This is a genomic window from Botrimarina mediterranea (genome assembly GCF_007753265.1).
Lineage (GTDB): Bacteria > Planctomycetota > Planctomycetia > Pirellulales > Lacipirellulaceae > Botrimarina > Botrimarina mediterranea.
In genome coordinates this window covers 5,343,127-5,364,042 of record NZ_CP036349.1, presented here as the reverse complement: position 1 = coordinate 5,364,042, position 20,916 = coordinate 5,343,127, and the positions used below count along the sequence as shown (strand labels likewise).

The window sequence follows — 20,916 nt, the reverse complement described above, 5'->3', positions numbered from 1 at the left end:
GGGATTCGGGGCTGGGGGTTTGTAAGGTGACTGCTGTTTTGACTTCGTGCCCTACTTCGCTTGCCCAGCCGCCCGTGTCCACTTGGCGTTTCGATTCATTGAACCAACGGAAGGTGCGGATCGCGCCGGCGCGGGCGTTGCGGCCGAATGACTTTGGCGGACCGACCGAGAAGAAGCGTCGCTGCCCCTTCTGCGGCGGTTCGGAAGCCGACACGCCGCCCGAGGTCGATCGGATTGCCGACAGCGCTGGGGCGTGGTCCGCGCGAGCCATCCCGAATCAGTACCCAACCGTCGACGGCGCCGACGGCGTCCAAGAAGTCATCATTGAGTCGCCCCGCCACGTCAGTCGGCTGGGGGAACTCACCGACGAAGAGTTGACGGCGGCCGTGACCTGTTGGGCGCGGCGGCTGGTGCATCGGCGCCGCGAGGGTCGCTTCGATTACCTGCTGCTCTTCAAGAACGAAGGGCCGGCGGCGGGCGCCTCGATGCAGCACGTCCATAGCCAACTGATCGCGCTCCCAACGGCGCCGGCTCAGGCCGCGGCCATGTGGGACGCGATCCGCCGGGGCGACCTGCCGCAAGACGAGTCCTGCGTCGTGAGGACGGCCGCCTGGGAGCTCGTGTCGCCCACGGCGCCAAGGTTTGCTTACGAGTGCTGGTGGCGTCCGAGGGGGGGCCAGATGCCGCTAGAGGCCCTTGCCGAGGGCGAGGGCGCCGGCGAGTTGGCACGGCAGCTGCGGAGAATCGTGGCGGCCGTCATCAACTTGGGCGGCTGCGATGCGTACAACTTGATCGTCCAGGTCCCGCCCGTTTCGCACGCTAGCGACGTGGGCGATCGGTGGTGGATCGAGGTCGTGCCCCGCTCGGCGGGGATCGCCGGCCTCGAGCTGGCGACCGGCCTGTGGGTCAACCCCGTTGGTCCCGAAGAAGCCGCCCGGCGACTGGCGGAAGAGCTTGCTTAGTTAGCTGTTGTTGGCGAAGCGACCTTGCCGATTGGGCTGCTTGGCCGATTGGGCAAGTCGCGGCGTTAGCGGCCTCCCTGCCGATCGTGCGGCTTGGAGGCGCCGAAGACTCCGAATTCCCCGGTTGTGCTAGCGATGCTGCGTGGACGGCCTACGGCGCCGTTCGCTACCATCGCGGTCATGCCGGCGGACTTTCCGCGTCGAAGACGTAAAACGACGCCCTCACCATCGTTCCTGCTATCACCGAAGCGTCTGCGATGACCCAACCGCTACGGCTTGTGCTCGTCCTGCACAACCATCAACCGATCGGCAACTTCGACGGCGTTATCGAGCAGGCGTACCAGGACAGCTACCTGCCGTTCCTCGACGTCTTTGAGGAGTACCGCGGCCTGCCGATCGGCCTGCACACCAGCGGCTCGTTGATCGAGTGGCTCGAGCAACACCGGCCCGAGTACCTCCATCGGGTGGCTCGCCTCGTGTCGGAAGGCCGCATCGAGGTCCTTGGCGGCCCGTTCTACGAGCCGATCATGACGATGATCCCCAGCCGGGACCGCGTCGGGCAGATCCGCTCGTACACGCAGTGGCTCAACGACCGCCTCGGCGCCCGGGTCCGCGGCATGTGGATGCCCGAGCGTGTCTGGGAGCAGTCGCTGACGCGCGACTTGGTCGAAGCGGGGATGGAGTACACCATCCTCGACGACTTCCATTTCAAGAACGCCGGCTGGACCGAGAACCAGCTCCACGGCTACTACCTCACCGAGGAAGACACCCGCCTGTTGTCGGTCTTCCCCGGGAGCGAGAAGCTGCGCTACACGATCCCGTTCCAAGAGCCGCACGAGACCATCAACTACCTGCGGCAGGTGTACGAGCAACAACCCGGCGCGGTCGTGCTGTTCGGTGACGACGGTGAGAAGCTCGGCACGTGGCCGGACACCAAGGACCACGTCTACAAGAACGGCTGGCTGCGGCGGTTCTTCGACGCGCTCCAGCAGAACAGCGACTGGCTGTGGGTCTGCACGCCGTCGCAGGCGCTCGACGCGGTTAGCCCGCTGGGGAAGCTTTACATCCCCGAGTGCAGCTACCGCGAAATGACCGAGTGGGCGCTGCCGGCTGAGCAGCAGAACGTCTACCACGACGTGGCGCACGACCTGCAAGACATCGGCCGCTGGGACGCGGTCTCGCAGTTCGCCCGCGGCGGGTTCTGGCGGAACTTCAAGGTCCGCTATCCCGAGACCGGCGACATGTACGCCCGTATGCAGATGGTGAGCAAGCGCCTCGCCGAAGCGCAGGCCGACGCCGCCCGGCGTGACGACGCTGAGCCGTGTCGCACGCTCGAGTCGGCGCGAACCGAGCTGTACCGCGGCCAGTGCAACTGCAGCTACTGGCACGGCGCGTTCGGAGGCATCTACCTGCCCCACCTGCGTCACGCCGTGTTCAACCACCTGATCGCGGCCGAGAACCTGCTCGACCAGCGCGAGGGCCGCGGCCTCAACGACGCCGACTGGGTCGAACTCGACACGGCCGACTACAACCTCGACGCCCGCCAAGAGGTGCGTCTGGCCTCGAACCGCCTCGTCGCGTTGCTGACGCCGTCCGACGGCGCCGAGATTTACGAACTCGACGTGCGGTCGATCTGCCTGAATGTCGGCTCGACGCTCGCCCGTCGCGAAGAGGCCTACCACCGCAAGGTGCTCGCCGGCCCCGACCAGACGGGCGGCGATGTTGCCAGCATCCACGACCGCGTGGTCTTCAAACAAGAAGGCCTCGACCAGATGCTGCAGTACGACTCGCGTCAACGCCGCAGCCTGACGGATCACTTTTACGACCTCGACGTCTCACGTGACGCGATCGCACGGAACGAGGCCCGCGAGGCGGGCGACTTCGTCGGCGCCATCTACGAGACCAAGCTCCGCCGCAAGCCCGAGCGGATGCAAGTGCAGTTCACCCGCGAAGGCCACGTCGATGGCTGCCCCGTGCGGCTCACCAAGGGCGTCACGCTCGACGCCGGCGGCGCGACGCTCGAGATCGCCTACCTGCTCGAAGACCTGCCCGGCGACCGTCCGCTGCACTTCAGCACCGAGTTCAACTTGGCGGGCCTCCCGGCCGGCGCCGACGACCGCTTCTTCCACCTGGGCGACGGCCAGTCGATCGGCCAACTCGGCGAGCCCCGCGACATGGCCGATGTCGAAGAGCTGCACCTCGTGGACGGCTGGCTCGGCATCGACCTGGGCTTCACGATCGACCGTCCCACGTCGATCTGGACGTTCCCGATCTCGACCGTTAGCCAGAGCGAAGGCGGGTTCGAGCTGGTCAACCAATCGATCACCGTCCAGCCGCACTGGATCCTGCAAGGCGACGAGCAAGGCCGCTGGAGCGTCACGATCCGCCTCACGGCCGACACATCGGCGGCCGAAGGCCGCGCAATGCAGCACACGCCGGAGATGGCGTCGGTGTGAAGGGGTAAGCCCCAATGACCAAGTCCCAATGACCAATGAAGGCGTTGCCCCGCCGATGTGTTGGTCATTGGGGCTTGGTCATTGGTCATTCATTGGCGTTCGCCAATCAATTGGCCGATCGAACCCGCCGCCCCACTTCACGCACCCCGACAGCGGCGCCGTCATTCGCTGCGTGAGCTCCGCGGCGTTCGTCGCTCGGCTCGCATCGCCCGTGGCGCTCGTTTCGTTGAGCACCATGCCCGCGACGCGCAGGCCCTTCGCCTCGGCGGTGATCAGCGTTTGCATCACGTCGTTGATGACGCCCAGCCGATTCGCCGCGACGACCACCAGCGGCAGGCCGAGGTCGCGCGCCAGATCGGCGTTGTAGTCGTCGTCCGAGAGTGGCGACATCAAGCCGCCGGCGCCTTCGACGAGGACGAAGTCGCTCGCCGCCCGCCACGCGTCGTAGCCGCTCCGCAGCAAAGCCGCATCGACACGGCGACCCTCTCCGCGCGCAGCGACATGCGGCGCGAGCGGCGCCGTGAAGCGCTGCGGGCAGACGGCGTCGAGCGTCAGCGGTTTGCCTGCCGCTTCCCAGAGCGCGACGGCGTCGTCGGAGACATCATTATGGCAACCACTCGCCGCCGGCTTGTAGACGCCAACGCGTATGCCCTCGGCGACGAGTTGCTTCGCAATGAGCGCGGCTACGTACGTCTTGCCGACTTCGGTGCCGGTGCCGGTGATGAAGAGGCCGGACAAACGAGGCTAGAGGCTAGAGGCTAGAGGCTAGAGGCTAGAGGCTAGAGGCTAGAGGCTAGAGGCCCCTAGACTCCTAAGAACTCTTCCGCCGCGTCGCGGAGGACTTCGCGGTCGACTTCGAGCCCTGTCCACGCTTCGACGGCGAGGGCCGTCTCGGCGATGAGCACCGGGAGGGCGTCGACGACGCGGGCGCCGCGGCCTTCGGCGGCGAGGTGCAGCGGCGAGCGGTTCGAGCCGATGCCCAGGTCGATCACCACGTGCGACGCGTCGAGTTCCGGCGCCAGCGAATCGGCGACGCGTTGGTTGTCGCTCTTAGGCCATGACGCGGTCGAGATGATCCAGTCGATGGTGTCGGGGAGCTCGAGCCAGTCGCCCTCCCACGCCAGCGGCCGGACCTCGCAGGCGAGGGCGTCTTTGGGCGCCGCTTCGCTGCGGCCTGTCTGGGCGGCGAGCACCACGGCGGCGGCGCGGTCGGCCAGCGGGTCGGCGATCGCCACCAGCGCCGCGCCGCGTTCGACCAGCACGTCGGCGATCGACGGAGCTTCGCCCCCCGCTCCGAGCACCACGACGCGTTTGCCGGCCGGCTCGCCGATCTCGGCCAGGGCTTCGACCAGGGCGGGGCCCGAGGCGTCGTCCCCCTGGAGGGCGCCGTCGTGCCGCGTGAGGTGGGTCAGCCGGCCGGTCCGCTTGGCCCGCTCGGTCCGCTTGGCGGCCCCCCCCGGCTTGTCGGCCAGGGCGCCACGGAGCCGCACGCCGGCGAACCCCAGCGCGTCGGTCCCCGCCAGAGCCTCGCCGAGGCGTTCGGCCTGGGTCTGGAACGACAAGAACCGCCAGTCGAGCCCGAGGTCCTCGAGGGCCCGCTCAATCATGAAGTGCGTCGGGTCGCCGCCGACCGACTCGCCGATAAGGCAGCACTTTTCGAGGAGGTTGGACACGGGGGGAGGGGGCGGTGGGCGGTCGGCAGTGGGCAGGAACAACGAGACTGTAGCGAGTCGCGTCGTGCCGACATGGGAGGGCGGTCTGAATCTAACGACGCGAGCTCCCAATTCTCGCTCCCCGACGCGCCGACCGCAACGCGCCGGCGCCGTCGAGGGCGGTTAGCATGGAAGAATGCTCGCCGAGACCCTTTTCCCGATGAAATGGCGCCGCCTCTGGCGCCGCCGCCTGAAAAGGCGCCCGCTGCTGCCGTTCCTGCTGGCGGCGTTTGTGGCTGCTGATATCGCGGTGCTCAGGTTCGCCGAGAGCTCGCGGAGCGATTTTGCTGAACTATCGCTCCTAGCGATGCTCGGAGCACAGCTAGGGTTACTGGCAATTTGGACGACCCATTCAATGCGTGGCTGGGCACCGCGAGTAGCGATCTCAACTGGTCTACTTATGACGGCGGTTAGTTTGGTTGAGCAACCCGACGAAGATCAGTACATCCGTGCGGTTATCTTCCCAACTTTTGCCGTGACCGCCTTGGGAGTCATCTTTAGCCGCTGGATAGCGTCATCGCATCAACGCCGCAAGGTGATTGCAGTACGCAAGCGGAAGTTCGGAATTGCGACGGTGTTGTGGATAACCTTGGTCGTCGCTCTTCTAATTGCAGTGCTTCGAAACGCCGGTTGGTCCGTTCTGGCTTACCCACTTACTTTGATTCTGGCAGTGGTTGAAGCGGCGCCAGCAGTCGCGATGGTCGCGGTTGATAGATGGTTTCCCAAAGGGTGGAAACGATTCTACGGCTTACTGGCGACTCCATTCGTCGCCGTGTTAGCGACAGCGGCTTGGGCGATGACGCCACGGGGAGGACCCGCCATGATTGGCCAGCCTCGCGATTTTCTACCCTACTACATCGTACAGGCCTCCATCATCGGGCTGTCTCTCTATTTACTGACGCCTCGATTCCGAATTGATCGTAGCGGTTTAGTCATCGACGGCGAATCCCCAGATCGAGACGAGACAATTGGCTCCATCGACCTCTCCGCTTAACCCCATCCGCATTCATCTGCGCACATCTGCGGCTAAAACCCGTCTCGCAAGTATCCGCACGTAGGGCGCCACATAGCGGCTGCGTTGGCCGTGGTCGCCGGGTTCTTCGGCGTGGGACGGTTCGCCGAGGTCTTCGACGACGAAACCCGCGCGGCAGAGGCCGCCGATGAGTTGTTCCCAGCGGTGCAGGAACTCGAGCGTGCCCGGCTCGCGCGTACGGCAGGGGTCGGATGGCGGCAGCGGGCCTTCGTGGTAGTAGGGGGTGCGGAGTTCTAGCGCGCCGTTTCCGCTAAGCCGACTAGCGGCTTGGAGACTCGTTGGCGTCTTGTGCTGCGAGACGTAAACGCCGCCGGGCCGCAGCACGCGGGCGACTTCGCGATAAACGGCGGCGACGTCCGACGCGTAACAGCTGCTGACGGGTTGCACGACCGCGTCGAACTCGTCGTCACGCAACTCCGACAGATCATCCATCGACGTCTGGCACAGCCGCAGGCGGCAGCCGCGGGCCTCAGCGACGGCACGATCCTTCTCCAGCATCGCCTCGCTAACATCAACAACCGTCACCTCCATCCCCGCCGCCACATGCAACGGCCCCTGCCGCCCACCCCCCGCGGCAAGACACAGCACCCGCTTGCCGACGACCGAACCACCAAGCCCACGCCTCAGCCACCCATCCGGGTCAACCGCCCGCAACGGGTCCGCGAAATCCGCCGCCGTCGCCGGCCGAGCGAGCGGCACGCCTTGCCGGGCGAGGTCGTTCCACGCCTGGCGGTTACGCTCGATAGCGGTGCGTCGCGGGTCGAGTTCCATGCGGCGATTGTAGCCAGCGTCGATCACGCAGCGAAAAGCAGGAAAGGGAACCACAAAGTAACAAAGGAAGACTCTTGTGAACAAACGAATTGCAGATAAATCCTTTGTTCCTTCGTTCCTTTGTGGTTCAAGAAATTGGAGTTGGAACGATGGTCGTGGCGTCGATGGTGGGGCTACTCGCGGCTAGCGCCGACGGCTCTCCTTGGTAGGGGCAGTGGCGGCAGCCGTTGTCGCAGCAGGTTCCGCGGCGCAGCAAGAATGCGGCGGTGAAGACGACGCGGCCGTGCTCGACGTAGTGGTCGGCGAGGGGGTGGACCGGCTGCGGTTGCTGCGAGGACGGAGCCATCACGCCTTCCTGGCGGCGATGGCGACGCAGCCGATGGCGACGAGCAGGATCGACGCGGGTTCGGGGATCGTGTTCAGCGTCAGGTCGTCGATCGCGAAGTACGTCGGCGTGTTGATGCCGAAGGCGCCGACATCGGACGACGAGAAGTCGAAGTGTAGGCTCGCGGCGCCGGCCAGCGGCGACAGGTCCCACTCCGTCCAATCGGTGACGAGGTAGTCCTCGGCGCTGTTGGCGGAGCGGAAGTCGGCGAGATAGAAATCGACCGACGCGTCGAGGACTCCGCCCTCGGCGTCGACGCCATAAGCGGTGACCATGAACCAATCCTCATCTGTGCCCGACTCGCCGCCGAACTTCTTGGCGAACGAGTCTCCGTCGCGCATCGACAGGGCCGCGTAAGTGGTGTTAGTGATCCAGACGCTCTCGACGCTGTGACCGGACGGGAGCGTGATCGTCGGCAGGCCCGCGAGCGCCGCCGCATCGATCGGGCCGCTGCCGAGCGTGCTGGCGGCGAAGGCGAGGCCGTAGTTGTCGGCGCCCGGGCCATGGCCATCGCCGGTGATCGCGCTGTGCTGGTTGCCGAATCCGGGCGTCGTGTTGTCCGACTCGTTCGAGTAGGCGAAGCCACTCCACGTGCTGAAGGAAAGGTCATACACATTGCCGAAGGCGGCGCCGTGCGAGGCGAACGCACCGCGGACCTCGGGCCCGAAGGCGCCATCGACCGTGTCGCCATTGGGATCGGGGCCGACCCAACGCGATTCGGGAGCGAGCGTGAGGTCATCAAAATCGACGACGCTCTGCGCGGCGTGAGCGCTGGCTACGCTACCAGCGAGGAGCAGCGAGAGACTTAGCAGGGCATGACGTAGGTTCATTTTCGCTCCAGGTTGTCGTCGCGCGAACAGATCGCGGCGAGCGTCAGGTTGTCGGTCGAGTTGGGGTAGAAATGGACGGACGCGTCGGCGAAGACGACGAGCGCGCCGCCGGGGTGAAAGCTGCTCAGCTCTTGGCCGAAGTCGGCGAGCTGCCGGGTTGTGGAGTCGCGGGCGTTGATCGGCGCCGACTGGTCGAAGACGTTGCGGACACTGATCCAGATCGAGTGAATCCCTTCGGGGACTTCGCCAACGATCGCGGTGTGCGAAGCGCCATCGGTGAAGTGCGCGAGCGAGATCGGCTTCTCATAAATCAACACGCCGCGCTCGGGGTTATTGGTGGCGTTCGTCGCGCGGAGGCCGCGTTCACCCTGGATGCCGCCGTAGGCGGTCTTCGCGTAGTCGTGGGGAGACGTGCTCGATAGATCGACCGACTTGCGCGGCGTATCGCCGTCGGGCATGCTCGGGCAAAGCATCACCGGCAATAGCGTCCGGCCCGCGGTGAGGTTGGCGGGATCGGTATAAAGCAGCGATAGGTCGAGCTGATCGCGTAGCGACGCTTCTTCGAACCAGGGCAAAACCTCGGTCGTCCAACTCGGCCCAACATCGGCGCGGTGTTTGTCGTCGAGCCGGCCGCCGAGTGGGAAATCGTTGTTGGTGTCGTGATAGCTCAACAGCGCGAGGCCAACCTGCTTAAGGTTGTTCATGCACGCCGCGCGGCGGGCCGCTTCGCGCGACGCTTGAACAGCAGGCAACAGCAGCGCGACGAGCACGCCGATGATGGCGATGACGACGAGGAGCTCGACGAGGGTGAAGGCGGGGCGGAAGTGGAAAGTCGGAAGTCGGAAGTCGGAGAATGACGGCAAGCTGCCGTCTTCCCACTTCCCTCTGTCTACTTCCAACTTGGCGCGTTCGCGTACCACGTGACCTATTCCATACCGCGACGGTCCGTAGCGCGAGCCCTGGCGCTTGCGCGCACGGGTAAACGCCTACGTATCGGACCGATGCAGCTACACCTCTAACGACGCGGCGGCTTCCCCTCGAAGCTTCCGCATGCCTCGTGTTGGTAGGTCTTCTGACTCCCAAGCCCGTCGGGACCAGCCTTCTCATCTCGCTACGCCGCAAGCGGCATTAGCAGGACAATGGCGTGAAGAATGGGTCCGGCGAAGTTAGTGCTTGGTTACAGCGGCGGGGCCGTCCCGGAATTGCACCGGAGTTCCCTGTTACGTCGGCGAGCCGCAAGCCGCGGCGCCGACCACCAACACACGAAATCGAGCGAGGAGCATAGCACCGGCGGCAGGCCAATGCAAACCATGAGATATGGCCCCCAAAAGCGCCGCATCCGTCATGCGAGCCCCACGGCGTCAGCCCGGGGAGGGCGCCGGGTAACCGCTTCACTCCCCGGGCTGACGCCGCGGGGCTCGCAGATAGTCGGCGTCAGTGGCAGGCGGTTTTGGCTTCGGAATCTGAACTGCAGCACGAGGGGTTTCCGACGTCGGCCAGCGGCGTTTCGTGCGTTGAACTTTTCTTCAGGTCGCGGAGCGCGCACCAGGCGATCCAGGCGATGAGTGCGACCGCCGCGGCGATCTCCCACCAGGCGCCGCCGTGCTCGTGGTGATGGAGATGGTCGGTCGCGGTGAGGGTCAGTCTTGTGCCGCCGAGCCACGTGTCGTAGAGCATGCCGCCGGCGATGCTGCCGACGACGATCGTCGAAAGGTAGGCAACGAGCGGGCGCCAGCCGAGGCCGCGGTAGACGGCGCCGATCGTCGCAGCGTTCGACGCGGGGCCGGCCATCAAGAAGACGATGACAGCGCCGGTCGGCAGCCCGGCGGCGGCGAGCGACGCGGCGATCGGCACGCTGGCGGTTGCGCAGACATAGAGCGGCAGCGAGAGCGCCAACGCCGCGCCCATCGCCGCGGCGCCGCCGTACGCGCCGAGGCCCGCCAGCCAGTCCTCCGGGACGAACGCCGTGATCGTTGCGGAGAGGACCACTCCGAGCGCGAGCCACTTCCAGATAGACCGCACGAGGTCGTCCGCGTGCGCGGCGCCGGAGCGCAAGCGCGCGATGAAGGACGCGTCCTTGGCGACGGGCGCTCCGCTATCGAGGACCGGAAGCGAGAACTTCTTCGGCGTCACCGCGTCGGTGAGCCAACCACCGGCGAGGCCCGTTAACAGCGCCGTGGCGACCTTGAACAACGCCAGTGGCCAGCCCAAGAGGCCCGCCGTCACGAGGACCGAATCGACGCCGGTCTGCGGCGTGGCGATCAAGAACGCGACCGAGGCCCCGCTGGTGGCGCCTTGGCGTTTGAGGCCGAGACCGACGGGGATCACCGCGCACGAGCAGAGCGGCAGCGGGACGCCGACGAGGACCGACTTCCAGACGGCGCCCTTGCCCCCCAGCAGCCGCTGCATGAGCCCCTGCGGCAGAAAGGCGTACATCGCCCCCGCGATGGCGGCTCCCAAGAGCATCCAGGGCGCCAGTTCGAGCGTCATCCGCCACATCGCTTCGAGCACGGGGGGCCTTCGGAGGTGAATAGGTGGGTAGGGCCGTAGGGGGCTTCGGTTCTAGGGGCGGAAAATTTCGCTATCGGACTGACAAACTAACGGACTACCGTACTCTCTTCTGCGTCAAGTTGGCTTCTGCGTCAACCTGCGCCCGCCCCTACGTCATTCAAGTCGCTTCACAACCGCGGATGGACAGCACCGCCGTCACTTTCGTTTGCCCCTCTTGTGGAAAGAAGGTCTCCGCGCCGGCGCGGTTCGCGGGACGCACCGCGCCGTGTCCCGGTTGTCGCGAGCCGCTGCTGGTTCCGATGCCGAAGGTGGTCGCTCAGAAGATCGATCCCTTTGCCAACCTGATCGGCTTCCACTGCCGACTCTGCCAGACACGGATGCATGCACCGCCGGACTTGGTCGGCAGCAAAGCCAAGTGCCCCGATTGCCACACACTGACGGTCGTCCCGCCGCCGCCCGAACCGCCCAAGTCGCTCCGGCCCAAGGCGATGGACGAGGAGGGCTACGAACTCTACGAAGGGGAGCAGCCGCACGGCGTCGATCTCGCCCGGGTCGCGGCGCCAACGGTTTCGTTCTCGTGTCGGCTCTGCGGGACGCACCTTTCGGCGGAGGCGAGCCGCGTCGGCGAGACCGTATCGTGCCCCGACTGCGGCGCAGCGACGCCCGTTCCTGTTACGGCTAAGCCGGCGGCGAAGTTCGCCCTCGTGGCCGAGACCTACGACGTCGACGCGGCCCCCGAAGTCGATACGACCGTGCTACGGACGCGTTTCGAAGAGCTCGTCGAGCGGGCGCCGGCAGGTTACCGCACGCTCTTGGCGAAGGATTCGCCGGAGGGCGGCAAGGCCGAGATCGACAACGAGTCGGCCTCGACCTTCGGCTGGGGGATCGGGCTGTTCGACGGCCTCGCAACGGCCTTCACGCAGTCGAAGATGCTGCTCGCTTGGTTCGGCCTGAGCTTCGGACTCTTGTTCGTTGTGTTGATGATCGCCGCGCTCGACGCACTAGCGTCTTCGGGGGGGATGTACGGCTGGATCGGCATGATCCTGCTGCTCGGGACGACGGTGTTCGTCACCGCGATGTGGATGACGATCGCCTGCACTGTGTGCTGGACGGTGATGGACAGCGCCGCGACCGGCGCGCGGTGCGTCTACAACTGGCCGGTCTTCGACTTCGGCGAATGGGCGCCGCCGGCGGTGACGGTCGTCTTTGCGATGATCGTCGCGGCGATCCCGGGCTCGATCGCCGGCCAGCTCATCCCCAACGCCACCAGCTTGCCATGGCCGCTCGATTCGGTGTTCGGCTGGTCGGCCGTCGGAGCGATGTTTGCTTTTCCCGTGATCGTCTTGTCGCAACTCAACGAGACCTCGATGTGGGCAATCCTATCGCCGGGCGTGCTACGCACGATGCGCTACGCGCCGGTGACATGGCTGGCGTTCTACGCCTCGGCGTTCGGGCTCGCGGTCGGATCAATGTGGATTGGCGAGGACCTTGCCGCGTCGATGGGGCCTTGGTCGGTGTTCGTGATCCTGCCGGTGGAGTTCCTCATCGACCTTGCGTACGCCTGGCTGCTAGGCCGCCTCGCCTGGATCGCCGGCGCCGCGACGCCGCGGAGTGTAGCCGCAGATGATCGCAGATAAGCGCCGATAAGAGAAATGTAGGAGGGGTCTCCCGACCCCGATTACGGCCCCCATTCCGAAACGGCATGGTGCGAGAAATCGGCGTCAGAGACGCCTCCTACAAATGAACCGTTTCATCTGCGCCTATCTGCGATCATCTGCGGCCAATTCTTGTAAGTCATTCAGCCCGGCCCGCTGTCGCAGGTCAAGCACGAGCTTTCGCGCCGCGGCGGCGCTGCGGAGGCTGCCGAGGAGTTTGACGGGTTTGGGTTCGCCGAGGAGTCTGGCGACGACGTCTTGGTAACGCTGCACGTTGTTGCCGGACTGCGATGTCGAGGTTGTCCGTAGCTCAATCGCGCGAACGTATTGGGTCTCGAAGGTGCGTGGACTCCCGGCCAGGCCGCGCCAGGCTTGGCGGGTCGTCCAATGGTCGTCGGCGACGATCAGCTCGGACTCGGCGAGCCACGTGTGCAGCGTCGCGGCGATCATCACCAGCGTCACCAGCAACGAGGCGCCGCCGATCAGCCAGACGGAGTTCCAGAGCAGCCCAAGGCTCGCGCCGCCGACGATCAGCGTCATGATCGTGAGCGGGATCGCCATGCCCAGATGCCGACCCGCGGGGGCGAAGTAACGGATGCTCCCCAGCGCCGCTTGCGGTTCGACGAGAATTCCTTCGGCAGCGAGCAGCGCTTCGAGCGGTTTATCCGATTCGTACTCGCTCAGCGCGGTGAGTTCGACGTCGATATTCTCTTGCGAGTCTTCGGTGCGGAAGACCGGAACCTCGAACGAAGCCGCGTAGTCGATCCCCGGCAGCTCGGCCATGGCCTTGAGCGTCCACGCAACTCGTTTGTCGTCGTCGGTCGGTTGGGCATGGCTGGGGATCGTGAACGTTATCGGCACGCCGAAGCTGCCGGGCTCGCCGGCGTCGAGGAACTTGGCGATGTCGCGTTCGTCCTGCCACAAGACCTCGGTCGTGGAGTTCTTGCCACGGCGGACGACCCGGGTGCAGGTCAGTGAGACGCGCACCGCGTCGGCGGCACGCACCGCCTCCGGCGCCAGGATGACGCCCGCCAACTTGCCGCCGACGACGCCCGGCATCGTCGCCAGCCGAAGCGTCGAGGCGCCGTACTTGCGGCGACGGAGCCAGTGCTTCACCAGCCAGCCGATGAAGCCGACGCCGACAGCGGGGAAGATCGCGACGATCAGGTAAAGCCACCAAGGCTTCTTGTCGTCGCTCATCAGGAAGATCGCCGCGAACGGCAGGGCGATGCTGTTCCACAAGACGGCGAAGAACGCCACCCCGTAGAACTCCTTGTTGCCTTCGCGCTGCACGCCCTCACGCCATTCGTCGCGCAACAGCCAGGGCTTATCGGGCGAGTCGGCGGAGATCACATCGTCCCGCCGAGCCTTTCTCATTCCGTAGAGGGCCGCCGCGATGATCCCGAAGCCGACGCCGCCGAAGGCGAGCACGAACGGCACATGATACACAACCACGACCGGCCGCAGGCGACGATCAAGCAGCGCCTGCGTTGGATCATTGGGATCGACAAAGCAATCGACGGTCTTCTCCGCCTTCCACGCAGCGTGCAGCCGATCGTGCAGGCGGCGATGGTACGAGCCGAAGTTATCCGCCATCGTTGAGAGGCCGACGCGGTCGCTCTCGTAAGCCTGGCCGGCGTATTCGTAGCGATAGTCGGCGACGACTCGCAGGCTGTTCTTCTTATCGCCAGTCCTCTGCAACTCGACGCTCGTAATCGTTGCAGGGACTTCAACCCACGACGCCGCCGACCAAGAGAGCCAGAGGATCGACGCCAAGCTCCACGCCATAAAGACACCCACGCCCGCGAACGGCAGGGCGAAGAGCGTCGCGCAGCCGAGGCCGACGGCGGGGTTCAGCTTGTTGGTCTTCTTCGACACGGGCGGCTAGTTGGCGGAGAGACGCGTTCGTTGAGGTGCGTAGCGAGCGCTGCAAGCATAGCGGCCTCCATGCGGTGCTAGCGGCGACCTTGCCGGTTGTGCTGTTAACGGGACCTTGCTTTCGGCAGTATCGGCTGAACCGCGTGCTCCTTACCCGATCCGGTCAGTGCGGTTGTGCCGATGGTAGCGGTGGCCGCGGTCATGTCGGGGCCAGCTGTCATTCGGGGGGAGCGGCGTGTTGAAGGCTTGGCTACGAATTGCATTCGCTTCGGGCGTGGCGACCTTGGGCGCCGCTGTCGCGTCGGCGGACGTCGGCTGGACGCTCGAGGTGGACCGCCTCGTTGCGCCACGATTGCCGAATGGGGAGATCCGCCTTCTCGCCGCCGAAGAGGCTGTGCCGGCCGGTGAGCCGACATCCGGGGGGGCCAGCGGATCGGCAACAAACGACGAGACACCCGCCGGAAAGCCGCCGTCGGAGGGCTCCAATGGCGTAAAGAGCGCCCTAGAGAGGGAAGAGGAAAAGATCGAAGAGATATCCCGCTCCGCCGACGAGTATGTGGCGGACATCGAGAAGCGATTGAAGAGCCTCGAGTCCGATCACTCCGAGTTGCGGACGGCCCACAACACCTTGAAAGATGACTTTGGCTATCTCGTTACAAGCGGCCACAGCAAGTCAACGATGCAGCTCTTCGGCCGGCTGCACTTCGACGCCTGGGGCTTCCCGGGCGACTCGCCGGGCGTCAACGGCTTCGAGACGGGCGATCCCAACGTCTCACCGCAAGACCGCCTCACGATACGCCGGCTGCGTTTCGGCGCGGAGGGAGACCTGCCCGGCAACATGCTCTACCGCCTCGACCTCGAGCTCGCCGGTGGTAATGAGACGGAGTTCCGCGACGTGTACCTCGGATGGAAGGAACTGCCGGTTTTTCAAGAGCTGTTGATCGGCAACCAGAAGCGGCCTTACGGACTCGATCACATCAATAGCAGCCGCTACAACGTCTTCATGGAACGCCCTTCGGTGATCGAGGCGTTCAACCAAGACAACCGCCGGCTGGGGATTCAGTCGTGGGGCTACACCGACGACCTCGGCTGGAACTGGCGCTACGGGGTGTTCAACCAGCGGATCGTACAGGACGAGGGCGGCTACGTGAGCGATCACTGGCAGCCCGAGGTGGCCGGGCGTCTCTCCAACACCTTGTGGTGGGACGAGGCGTCCGACGGGCGCGGCTACATCCACTTGGCGATTGCCGGATCGTACGCCAACACCGATCAGAACGCGCTGACAGAGAACTTCGCCGGCTCGGGCGTCAGTGAGGCTCGCTTCCGCACTAGGCCCGAAGCACGGACCGAATCGCGTTGGTACGACACGGGCGTCATTCCCGGCGCCGACGATTACGAGCTGCTCGCCTTCGAGTCGGTCGTCAACCTCGGCCCTTGGCAGCTCGTCGGCGAGCAGCAGACGATCTGGGTCGACCGCATCGGCGCCGAGCCAGTGCGGTTCCACGGCGCCTACGCCTACCTGTCGTACTTCTTGACGGGCGAGCACGTCCCCTGGGACCGCGAGACGGGCCAGCTCGACCGCGCTCATCCTTTCGAAAACTTCTTCCTCGTGAACACCTGCAACAGCGGCGTCGCTAGCGGCATGGGCGCATGGCAGGTCGCGGCGCGCTGGTCGTACCTCGACACGGCCGACGGAGACATCCAGGGCGGCCGCGGTGACGCGATCACCGCGGCGCTCAACTGGTACTGGACGCCCTACGCCAAGTGGCAGTTCAACTACATCTACGGCGACATCACCAACAACGACCTCAACGCGCCGCTCGGAGCGCCGAACTTCGGCGACTACCACATCCTCGGCACGCGGTTCCAAGTTGACTTCTAAGCGAGCCAAGCCGCGAGCCGTCGGCGCCAGCCGCGGGTGACGAACCGAATGTCCTGCCAGCCAACCGGGGGCTAAGGCCCCGCGGCGAATGATTAGAAGAATCAGCCGGCACGCCTTAGCGTCCGGTTCCCGTCATCGGGTTTCGACAGACATGACCCACCATCGCCGCATCACCCTCCGGCCGCTCGTCGCATTGCTTGCGGCGTTGTCGTGCTTGACGCCCCTCGCCCAGGCGAAGTGTCCTCACGGCCACGACTGTTTGGTCTGCGTCCCCAAACGCGAAGCGACCAAAGAGGAAAAGTGTTGCTGGTGCGTCGAAGGGAAGAACGTCTCGGTCCCGCCGGTGCTCTGCCCCTGGGAGCCGGGCGGTTCGCCGATCAACACGTTCGACTGGCTCGAACGGCTCCTCGGGCACGGCGAGAGCGTCCGCGGGAAGCGTTGCGGCAAACCTTGTCATCCCTGCCAACCCGGCTGCCAGTGCGTCCGCTGCGGCGAAGTCCGGCAGGTCCGCGACTTGGTCGAGAAGACCTACGAGGTCAACGCCCGCCAGTGGAAGTGGGAGGTCCGCCGCCTGCCGCCGTGCAAGTGCGGGCAATGCGGGTGCGAAGTGATGGATGCTAGCAGCGCGTTCGGATGCGGCTGCCCGATCGGTGGGTAGGGGCAGAAAAGCCGGATAGGGCGGCATTCCCGACGCAACTCCGCGGGGAATGATCTCGCCCGAGGTCCAACGCTGGCCTATTATTAAGGCAGTGTTAAGCCCCGATGAAGACGCCCGCGCCCTTTCCCGGAAAGCCCCGGAGAGTATCAGCGGGCGCCAGTGCGGTCTTGTCGGGCGACATTTTCGCCCGTTCAAGCTAAAGGTCTGCGCGCCATGAGCAAACTGCTGCAACGTCACCTAACCGAAGTCGAGACCGCTCTTTCAGAGCAGGCCGACGCCGTCGAGCGGATGGTCCACGCCGCCTATCAGGGGCTGCGCGAGAGGTGTCTCGGCTCGGCCGCCCAGGTGCTCGACAGCGAGTCGCAGCTCAACCGCAGCGAGGTGGACATCGAAGAGAAGTGCCTCGAGCTCCTCGCTCTGCACCAGCCGGTGGCGATCGACCTGCGTCGCGTCGCGGCGACCCTCAAGATCAACGGCGACCTCGAACGCATCGGCGACCTCGCCCTCAACTTGGCCGAGCGCACCGAGAGCCTGGCGCAGTGCCCCGACGTGCCCGTCCCAGCAGAGCTGGAGCAGATGGTCGAACGGGCGATCGAGATGCTCCGCGACGCCCACTCGGCGTTCGTCAGCGTGGACGAAGCGCTTGCCCACAGCGTCCGCGAGCGCGACGACGAGGTCGATGATCTCAACCGCCGTGTGATCGCCGATTTGGTGAAGCAGATGGAGTCGAGCCCCCAGCAGGTCGAAGGCCTGCTCCACGTCTTCAGCGCAACACGGATCATCGAACGCATCGCCGACCACGCCACGAACATCGCCGAGGATGTGATCTATCTGGCGAAGGGCCGCATCATGCGCCACCGCTGGGCGCAATCGGCCTGAAGCGCGGGTCGGCTGCCAATCCCCGAGAGGGACGAAACCTCGTAATTAGCCCCCGGTCATTGACCGGGGGCTAAATGCTGGCCTCCCCTCCCGCCGCTGGCGAAACCCGACCCGAGGCATTAGTCTGCCAAGTCTCACGCACGCATGCGTGTTTCGCTCCCGTAGCTCAGGGGATAGAGCAGCGGTTTCCTAAACCGCGTGTCGCAGGTTCAAGTCCTGCCGGGGGCGCTTGCGGGATCGGCTGGCGGCGTCCTGGCGCCTCCGCGGCGTGCGGCTCATTGCACGCCGGTTAGGTCGATCGTTTCCTCGACCGCCGTGCCGTTGCGGGTGCCGAGGCTGTTGAAGACGTAGAGGTCGACGTCATAAGAAATTCCGTGAACGGCGCCATCGGCGAACGCGGCGTGGAACGCCCCCGGGTGGGCGGACCCGAACAGGAATGACTCACGGTAAACGTTGCCGGAGTGAGTGATCACCGGCGGCGCGCTGGCGCCCGTCGCGGAGTCGGGGTACGGCTGCGTGGCGGTGAGCCGGACGGTGTCGGTGTCCCATCCGTCGAGCCAGCCGCGGTCGTCCGAGGGGTCGTTGCCTTCGTAGAGGGTGGCGTCGACGTACTTCTCGCCGATGACCATCGTCTTGCTCGACCCGTCGGTGATCTTGGCGAACCGCGTCGGCGAGGCGACGTTCGCCGCGACGACGCCCTGGCTCGGCGTCGAGCCACAGCCGCTCAGGCTTGCGGGCGAGGTCATCCGCCAGGGAGATCGGACGATGACGCCGTCGTAGACGCCGTTGTCGGGAGGGCGCGAGCCCGTGCCGCCGCCGGGGAGCGAGAGCGACCAGAAGAGCGAACGCATCCGCGTGCCGTTGTCGCCGTCGCGCTTGGCGTCCACCAACGGGCTTCCGGTCGAGGCGTTGAGCGTGGTCCCCGGCTGGGCCGAGGCGTAGTCCATCAGGTAAGCCGTGACCGTGTCCCCCTCAGGACCGTCGCGGAGTCTTTGCGCCTCGTAAGCTGTCGGGGGCCGTCGTGAAGGGCAGTTGTAAAGCGGGACCGTGCCGCCTAGCAGGGCCGTGTTGTCGCCGATGCTGTGCAGGGAACCCTCCTCGATGAAGGGGAGGATCTGGAAGGCCCAACTGAGCCCCTGCTTCTGAGGCCCGAAGGGATTGCCACCCTGCGAGTAACACTCGATCGGCTCGCCCCATGTCGCGCCGGCGGTCGGAAAGACCCCGTACGTATCGACGTGGTTCTGCATCGCCAACGCAATGTTCTTGAGCTGGTTCTTGCACTTGGTCCGGCGGGCGGCCTCGCGCGCCGCCTGGACCGCCGGCAGCAGCAGAGCGACAAGGATGCCGATGATGGCGATCACCACCAGCAGTTCGACCAATGTGAATGCGCGACGCATAGCCTATTGCTCCTCTTGCCTCATACCGCGTGGCCGAATGCCTGGGCGGTTCTCTGGTCGTTCCACCACTGCCGCTCAGCCGCGTCGCCGCACCACCGCTGCGGACGCGCCCGCCAGGACGATCCAGAGAGTCGTCGGTTCGGGGACCGCCACCGCCGCGACGGGAGTCGCCGTTGCGCCGTACTGGGAAGCCCAGAACGCGTAGTCTTCTTGCGTGACCTCACCGGGCGTGACGCCGTCCCCCTCGTTGTCGAGGGTGATCGTCTGACCGAGGTTGTCGCGCCAAACGGTGTAGTCGGCCGCATCGACGACGCCGTCGGTGTTGTAGTCGCCCGGCAGCGGCGTCGGGGTGATGAAATCGAGCGAGACGTTATCGAGCACCACGACGTTGCCGTCGTTGAAGCCGAACTCACCCGCGCCCCAGAACCAGCGGATCACCACGGTGGCGTTGTCCTGGAACTCGGGCGCTAGGACGCCGGCTTGGGCGGTGACGGGCCCTTCGCCTAGGTTGAAGGTGTTGGTAGTAAACGTGTCGCCGTTGGCGGAGAACTCCAGTTCCTTGATGAAGACATCCGCGCCGCCATCAAAGAGTTCGTCGCCGTTCACGTCGACGTTGTAGGTCGCCTCGTAGTCGGGGTCGAAGATGGCGAACTGCCCCCGCAGCGGCACGGCCGCGGTGGCGCCGATCACCTTGAGGTCGAAGGAGTACTCGTAGTTGGACGGGTTGGTCGATCCCATGACGCCGTCGGCCAGGCGGAACTCGTCGCCGAAGAAGCCCACGAAGTTGCCGATGCCGGCGTACCAATAGTTCACCGCATTGGCGGCGTTGGTGGTGATCGAGTAGCCCTGGGTGCCCTCGGCGCCGCCCGTTTCGGTGATCTCCTCGATAAACTCGACGACTTGCGCGCCTCCGCTGTCGGAGGTGGAGTCGCCGGAGAACGAGAATCCTTTGCTCGCCGGCGCGCCGACGCCGGGGAAATCGTCCTCGTAGTTCACAGAGTAGAGGTTGACGACCTGCGCCGTCGCCGCCGTCGTGAATAGCAGCAGCGCCGATGCGATCGTGAGGGAGCGGTTCAACATGGGTTTGTCGCCTATTTGAGGAGGTCGTGCTGAGTCGTGAAGTGCTCTTGCCTTGTCCGAAGCGTCTACCGGAGGGAAGAGCGACGGCGTGAACCACCCCCACACGCCGTCGTCCCTCGCAACCGGGTTACCGGCAGCCAATCCAGGTCTTGTCAGCGTCGCCGCAGGCGTAGGGCAGCGACTGCGAGAGCCGTCAACATTGCGAGTGACGACGGCTCAGGGACCGGCGTCAGCCGCACGTTATCGACGTACATCGTCCCTCCATCACCGCCGCCGACTTGGAAGATCAACGTTGAGCTCTCCGAGGAAGCCGCAAGCACGGCGCGTTGCGCGGGGGTGATGTTCCATACCAACTGTCCCGAGGCGCCCGGCCCGACAGCGCCGGTGTAGGTGTAGCCGTCGAGCGACGTGTAGCCGAGGTCGGCGTTATTGATGACGGCTGACCATTGTGTTCCGAAGCCGAAGGCGCCCGGAGCCGTGGCGACATCGATCGAGACCTCGGCCGCGGTTGCGAGTTCGGCGGTAAGTGCGGTCGAGTCGGGGCTCACGAGCAGCTGGCCATAGCTGGGGGCGGCACCACCCGTAATGATCGCGGAGTAAGTCCCCTCGGTGACGCCGTCGGTCGTGCTAAAGCCGTTGAACGCGTAGGTGGCGTTCTCGGAGGTGTTGATTGTCCAGCCCTCGGCGTCGTTCTCGAACGACGCCAGTAGGCCGGCCGACGCCGTACCGGAGGCGAACCCAACCAGGGCGAGCCCGAGGGCGATCCGTAAGGCGTGCGATGGTGAGTGGCAAGAAGAGACGTTCATTAGGTGCAACTCGGTGGGTGA

The 20,916-nt window shown here is 65.6% G+C and carries 18 protein-coding genes, 1 tRNA gene and 1 riboswitch; of the genes, 8 read left to right on the top strand and 11 right to left on the bottom strand.

The window, feature by feature from the left end; translation table 11 throughout:
* The first annotated feature begins 74 nt into the window (after window positions 1-74).
* Window positions 75-962, top strand: coding sequence for a galactose-1-phosphate uridylyltransferase (locus Spa11_RS20580; protein WP_197529555.1), 888 nt, complete (start codon window positions 75-77; stop codon window positions 960-962).
* Between the two features lie 257 nt (window positions 963-1,219).
* The gene (locus tag Spa11_RS20575) at window positions 1,220-3,418 is read left to right on the top strand and encodes an alpha-amylase/4-alpha-glucanotransferase domain-containing protein (protein WP_145116310.1); all 2,199 of its coding nucleotides are present in this window, start codon (window positions 1,220-1,222) and stop codon (window positions 3,416-3,418) included.
* A gap of 78 nt (window positions 3,419-3,496) precedes the next feature.
* Here the strand turns inward: Spa11_RS20575 and bioD are convergent, their stop codons facing one another.
* Window positions 3,497-4,156, bottom strand: a complete 660-nt coding sequence (gene bioD / locus Spa11_RS20570) for a dethiobiotin synthase (RefSeq protein ID WP_145116308.1) — start codon at window positions 4,154-4,156, stop codon at window positions 3,497-3,499.
* Window positions 4,157-4,221: 65 nt separating this feature from the next.
* Window positions 4,222-5,091 carry a shikimate dehydrogenase family protein gene (locus Spa11_RS20565; protein WP_145116306.1) on the bottom strand — a complete coding sequence of 290 codons (870 nt, stop codon included), beginning with the start codon at window positions 5,089-5,091 and terminating at the stop codon, window positions 4,222-4,224.
* Window positions 5,092-5,266: 175 nt separating this feature from the next.
* Here Spa11_RS20565 and Spa11_RS20560 point away from each other — a divergent pair, with 175 nt between their 5' ends.
* On the top strand, window positions 5,267-6,124 hold the full coding sequence (locus tag Spa11_RS20560; RefSeq protein WP_145116303.1) for a hypothetical protein: 858 nt from the start codon (window positions 5,267-5,269) through the stop codon (window positions 6,122-6,124).
* A 12-nt stretch (window positions 6,125-6,136) separates the two neighbouring features.
* Here Spa11_RS20560 and Spa11_RS20555 read toward each other — a convergent pair whose 3' ends face one another.
* The 5 genes from Spa11_RS20555 to Spa11_RS20535 all read right to left on the bottom strand — a co-directional run bounded on the left by Spa11_RS20555 (window position 6,137) and on the right by Spa11_RS20535 (window position 10,660).
* On the bottom strand, window positions 6,137-6,961 hold the full coding sequence (locus Spa11_RS20555) for a class I SAM-dependent methyltransferase (RefSeq protein WP_231933056.1): 825 nt from the start codon (window positions 6,959-6,961) through the stop codon (window positions 6,137-6,139).
* Window positions 6,962-7,061: 100 nt separating this feature from the next.
* Window positions 7,062-7,280, bottom strand: coding sequence for a DUF5522 domain-containing protein (locus Spa11_RS20550; RefSeq protein ID WP_145116300.1), 219 nt, complete (start codon window positions 7,278-7,280; stop codon window positions 7,062-7,064).
* Window positions 7,280-8,149: a DUF4465 domain-containing protein gene (locus Spa11_RS20545; protein ID WP_145116298.1), complete on the bottom strand. Its 870-nt coding sequence runs from the start codon at window positions 8,147-8,149 to the stop codon at window positions 7,280-7,282. Before Spa11_RS20545 ends, Spa11_RS20550 begins: the two co-directional genes overlap by 1 nt.
* On the bottom strand, window positions 8,146-9,048 hold the full coding sequence (locus Spa11_RS20540; protein WP_145116295.1) for a DUF1559 domain-containing protein: 903 nt from the start codon (window positions 9,046-9,048) through the stop codon (window positions 8,146-8,148). The genes Spa11_RS20545 and Spa11_RS20540 overlap by 4 nt, the downstream gene beginning before the upstream one ends.
* 146 nt (window positions 9,049-9,194) lie before the next feature.
* Window positions 9,195-9,424: riboswitch (cobalamin riboswitch) on the bottom strand.
* Between the two features lie 159 nt (window positions 9,425-9,583).
* Window positions 9,584-10,660: a permease gene (locus Spa11_RS20535; protein ID WP_145116293.1), complete on the bottom strand. Its 1,077-nt coding sequence runs from the start codon at window positions 10,658-10,660 to the stop codon at window positions 9,584-9,586.
* 179 nt (window positions 10,661-10,839) lie between these two features.
* Between Spa11_RS20535 and Spa11_RS20530 the strand changes: the two genes are divergently transcribed.
* Window positions 10,840-12,297, top strand: coding sequence for a hypothetical protein (locus tag Spa11_RS20530; RefSeq protein ID WP_145116290.1), 1,458 nt, complete (start codon window positions 10,840-10,842; stop codon window positions 12,295-12,297).
* Window positions 12,298-12,420: 123 nt separating this feature from the next.
* On the opposite strand, the gene Spa11_RS20525 is transcribed toward Spa11_RS20530, so the two are convergent.
* A complete protein-coding gene (locus Spa11_RS20525) occupies window positions 12,421-14,193 on the bottom strand; it encodes a DUF3592 domain-containing protein (protein WP_145116288.1) in 1,773 nt (590 codons plus the stop codon).
* Window positions 14,194-14,431: 238 nt separating this feature from the next.
* On the opposite strand from Spa11_RS20525, the gene Spa11_RS20520 reads away from it, so the two are divergent.
* The 4 genes from Spa11_RS20520 to Spa11_RS20505 all read left to right on the top strand — a co-directional run bounded on the left by Spa11_RS20520 (window position 14,432) and on the right by Spa11_RS20505 (window position 17,840).
* The gene (locus Spa11_RS20520; protein ID WP_145116285.1) at window positions 14,432-16,075 is read left to right on the top strand and encodes an OprO/OprP family phosphate-selective porin; all 1,644 of its coding nucleotides are present in this window, start codon (window positions 14,432-14,434) and stop codon (window positions 16,073-16,075) included.
* A gap of 151 nt (window positions 16,076-16,226) precedes the next feature.
* A complete protein-coding gene (locus tag Spa11_RS20515) occupies window positions 16,227-16,733 on the top strand; it encodes a hypothetical protein (RefSeq protein ID WP_145116283.1) in 507 nt (168 codons plus the stop codon).
* A gap of 213 nt (window positions 16,734-16,946) precedes the next feature.
* A complete protein-coding gene (gene phoU / locus Spa11_RS20510) occupies window positions 16,947-17,612 on the top strand; it encodes a phosphate signaling complex protein PhoU (RefSeq protein WP_145116280.1) in 666 nt (221 codons plus the stop codon).
* A 155-nt stretch (window positions 17,613-17,767) separates the two neighbouring features.
* Window positions 17,768-17,840: transfer RNA gene (locus Spa11_RS20505), tRNA-Arg, on the top strand.
* A 47-nt stretch (window positions 17,841-17,887) separates the two neighbouring features.
* Here Spa11_RS20505 and Spa11_RS20500 read toward each other — a convergent pair.
* The 3 genes from Spa11_RS20500 to Spa11_RS20490 all read right to left on the bottom strand — a co-directional run bounded on the left by Spa11_RS20500 (window position 17,888) and on the right by Spa11_RS20490 (window position 20,895).
* Window positions 17,888-19,009 (bottom strand): DUF1559 family PulG-like putative transporter, encoded by a 1,122-nt coding sequence (locus tag Spa11_RS20500; protein WP_145117088.1) that lies wholly within the window; start codon window positions 19,007-19,009, stop codon window positions 17,888-17,890.
* 75 nt (window positions 19,010-19,084) lie between these two features.
* Window positions 19,085-20,089, bottom strand: coding sequence for a PEP-CTERM sorting domain-containing protein (locus Spa11_RS20495; RefSeq protein WP_145116277.1), 1,005 nt, complete (start codon window positions 20,087-20,089; stop codon window positions 19,085-19,087).
* 152 nt (window positions 20,090-20,241) lie between these two features.
* Window positions 20,242-20,895 (bottom strand): PEP-CTERM sorting domain-containing protein, encoded by a 654-nt coding sequence (locus Spa11_RS20490; protein WP_145116274.1) that lies wholly within the window; start codon window positions 20,893-20,895, stop codon window positions 20,242-20,244.
* Between the last annotated feature and the right edge of the window lie 21 nt (window positions 20,896-20,916).

What these genes read in the sequence shown, in the direction of transcription:
- Spa11_RS20575 (WP_145116310.1), top strand. Translation starts at nt 1,220, where the DNA reads ATGACCCAACCGCTACGGCTTGTGCTCGTCCTGCACAACCATCAACCG.
- Spa11_RS20560 (WP_145116303.1), top strand. Translation starts at nt 5,267, where the DNA reads ATGCTCGCCGAGACCCTTTTCCCGATGAAATGGCGCCGCCTCTGGCGC.
- Spa11_RS20550 (WP_145116300.1), bottom strand. Translation starts at nt 7,280, where the DNA reads ATGGCTCCGTCCTCGCAGCAACCGCAGCCGGTCCACCCCCTCGCCGAC.
- Spa11_RS20545 (WP_145116298.1), bottom strand. Translation starts at nt 8,149, where the DNA reads ATGAACCTACGTCATGCCCTGCTAAGTCTCTCGCTGCTCCTCGCTGGT.
- Spa11_RS20530 (WP_145116290.1), top strand. Translation starts at nt 10,840, where the DNA reads ATGGACAGCACCGCCGTCACTTTCGTTTGCCCCTCTTGTGGAAAGAAG.
- Spa11_RS20515 (WP_145116283.1), top strand. Translation starts at nt 16,227, where the DNA reads ATGACCCACCATCGCCGCATCACCCTCCGGCCGCTCGTCGCATTGCTT.
- phoU (WP_145116280.1), top strand. Translation starts at nt 16,947, where the DNA reads ATGAGCAAACTGCTGCAACGTCACCTAACCGAAGTCGAGACCGCTCTT.
- Spa11_RS20500 (WP_145117088.1), bottom strand. Translation starts at nt 19,009, where the DNA reads ATGCGTCGCGCATTCACATTGGTCGAACTGCTGGTGGTGATCGCCATC.
- Spa11_RS20495 (WP_145116277.1), bottom strand. Translation starts at nt 20,089, where the DNA reads ATGTTGAACCGCTCCCTCACGATCGCATCGGCGCTGCTGCTATTCACG.
- Spa11_RS20490 (WP_145116274.1), bottom strand. Translation starts at nt 20,895, where the DNA reads ATGAACGTCTCTTCTTGCCACTCACCATCGCACGCCTTACGGATCGCC.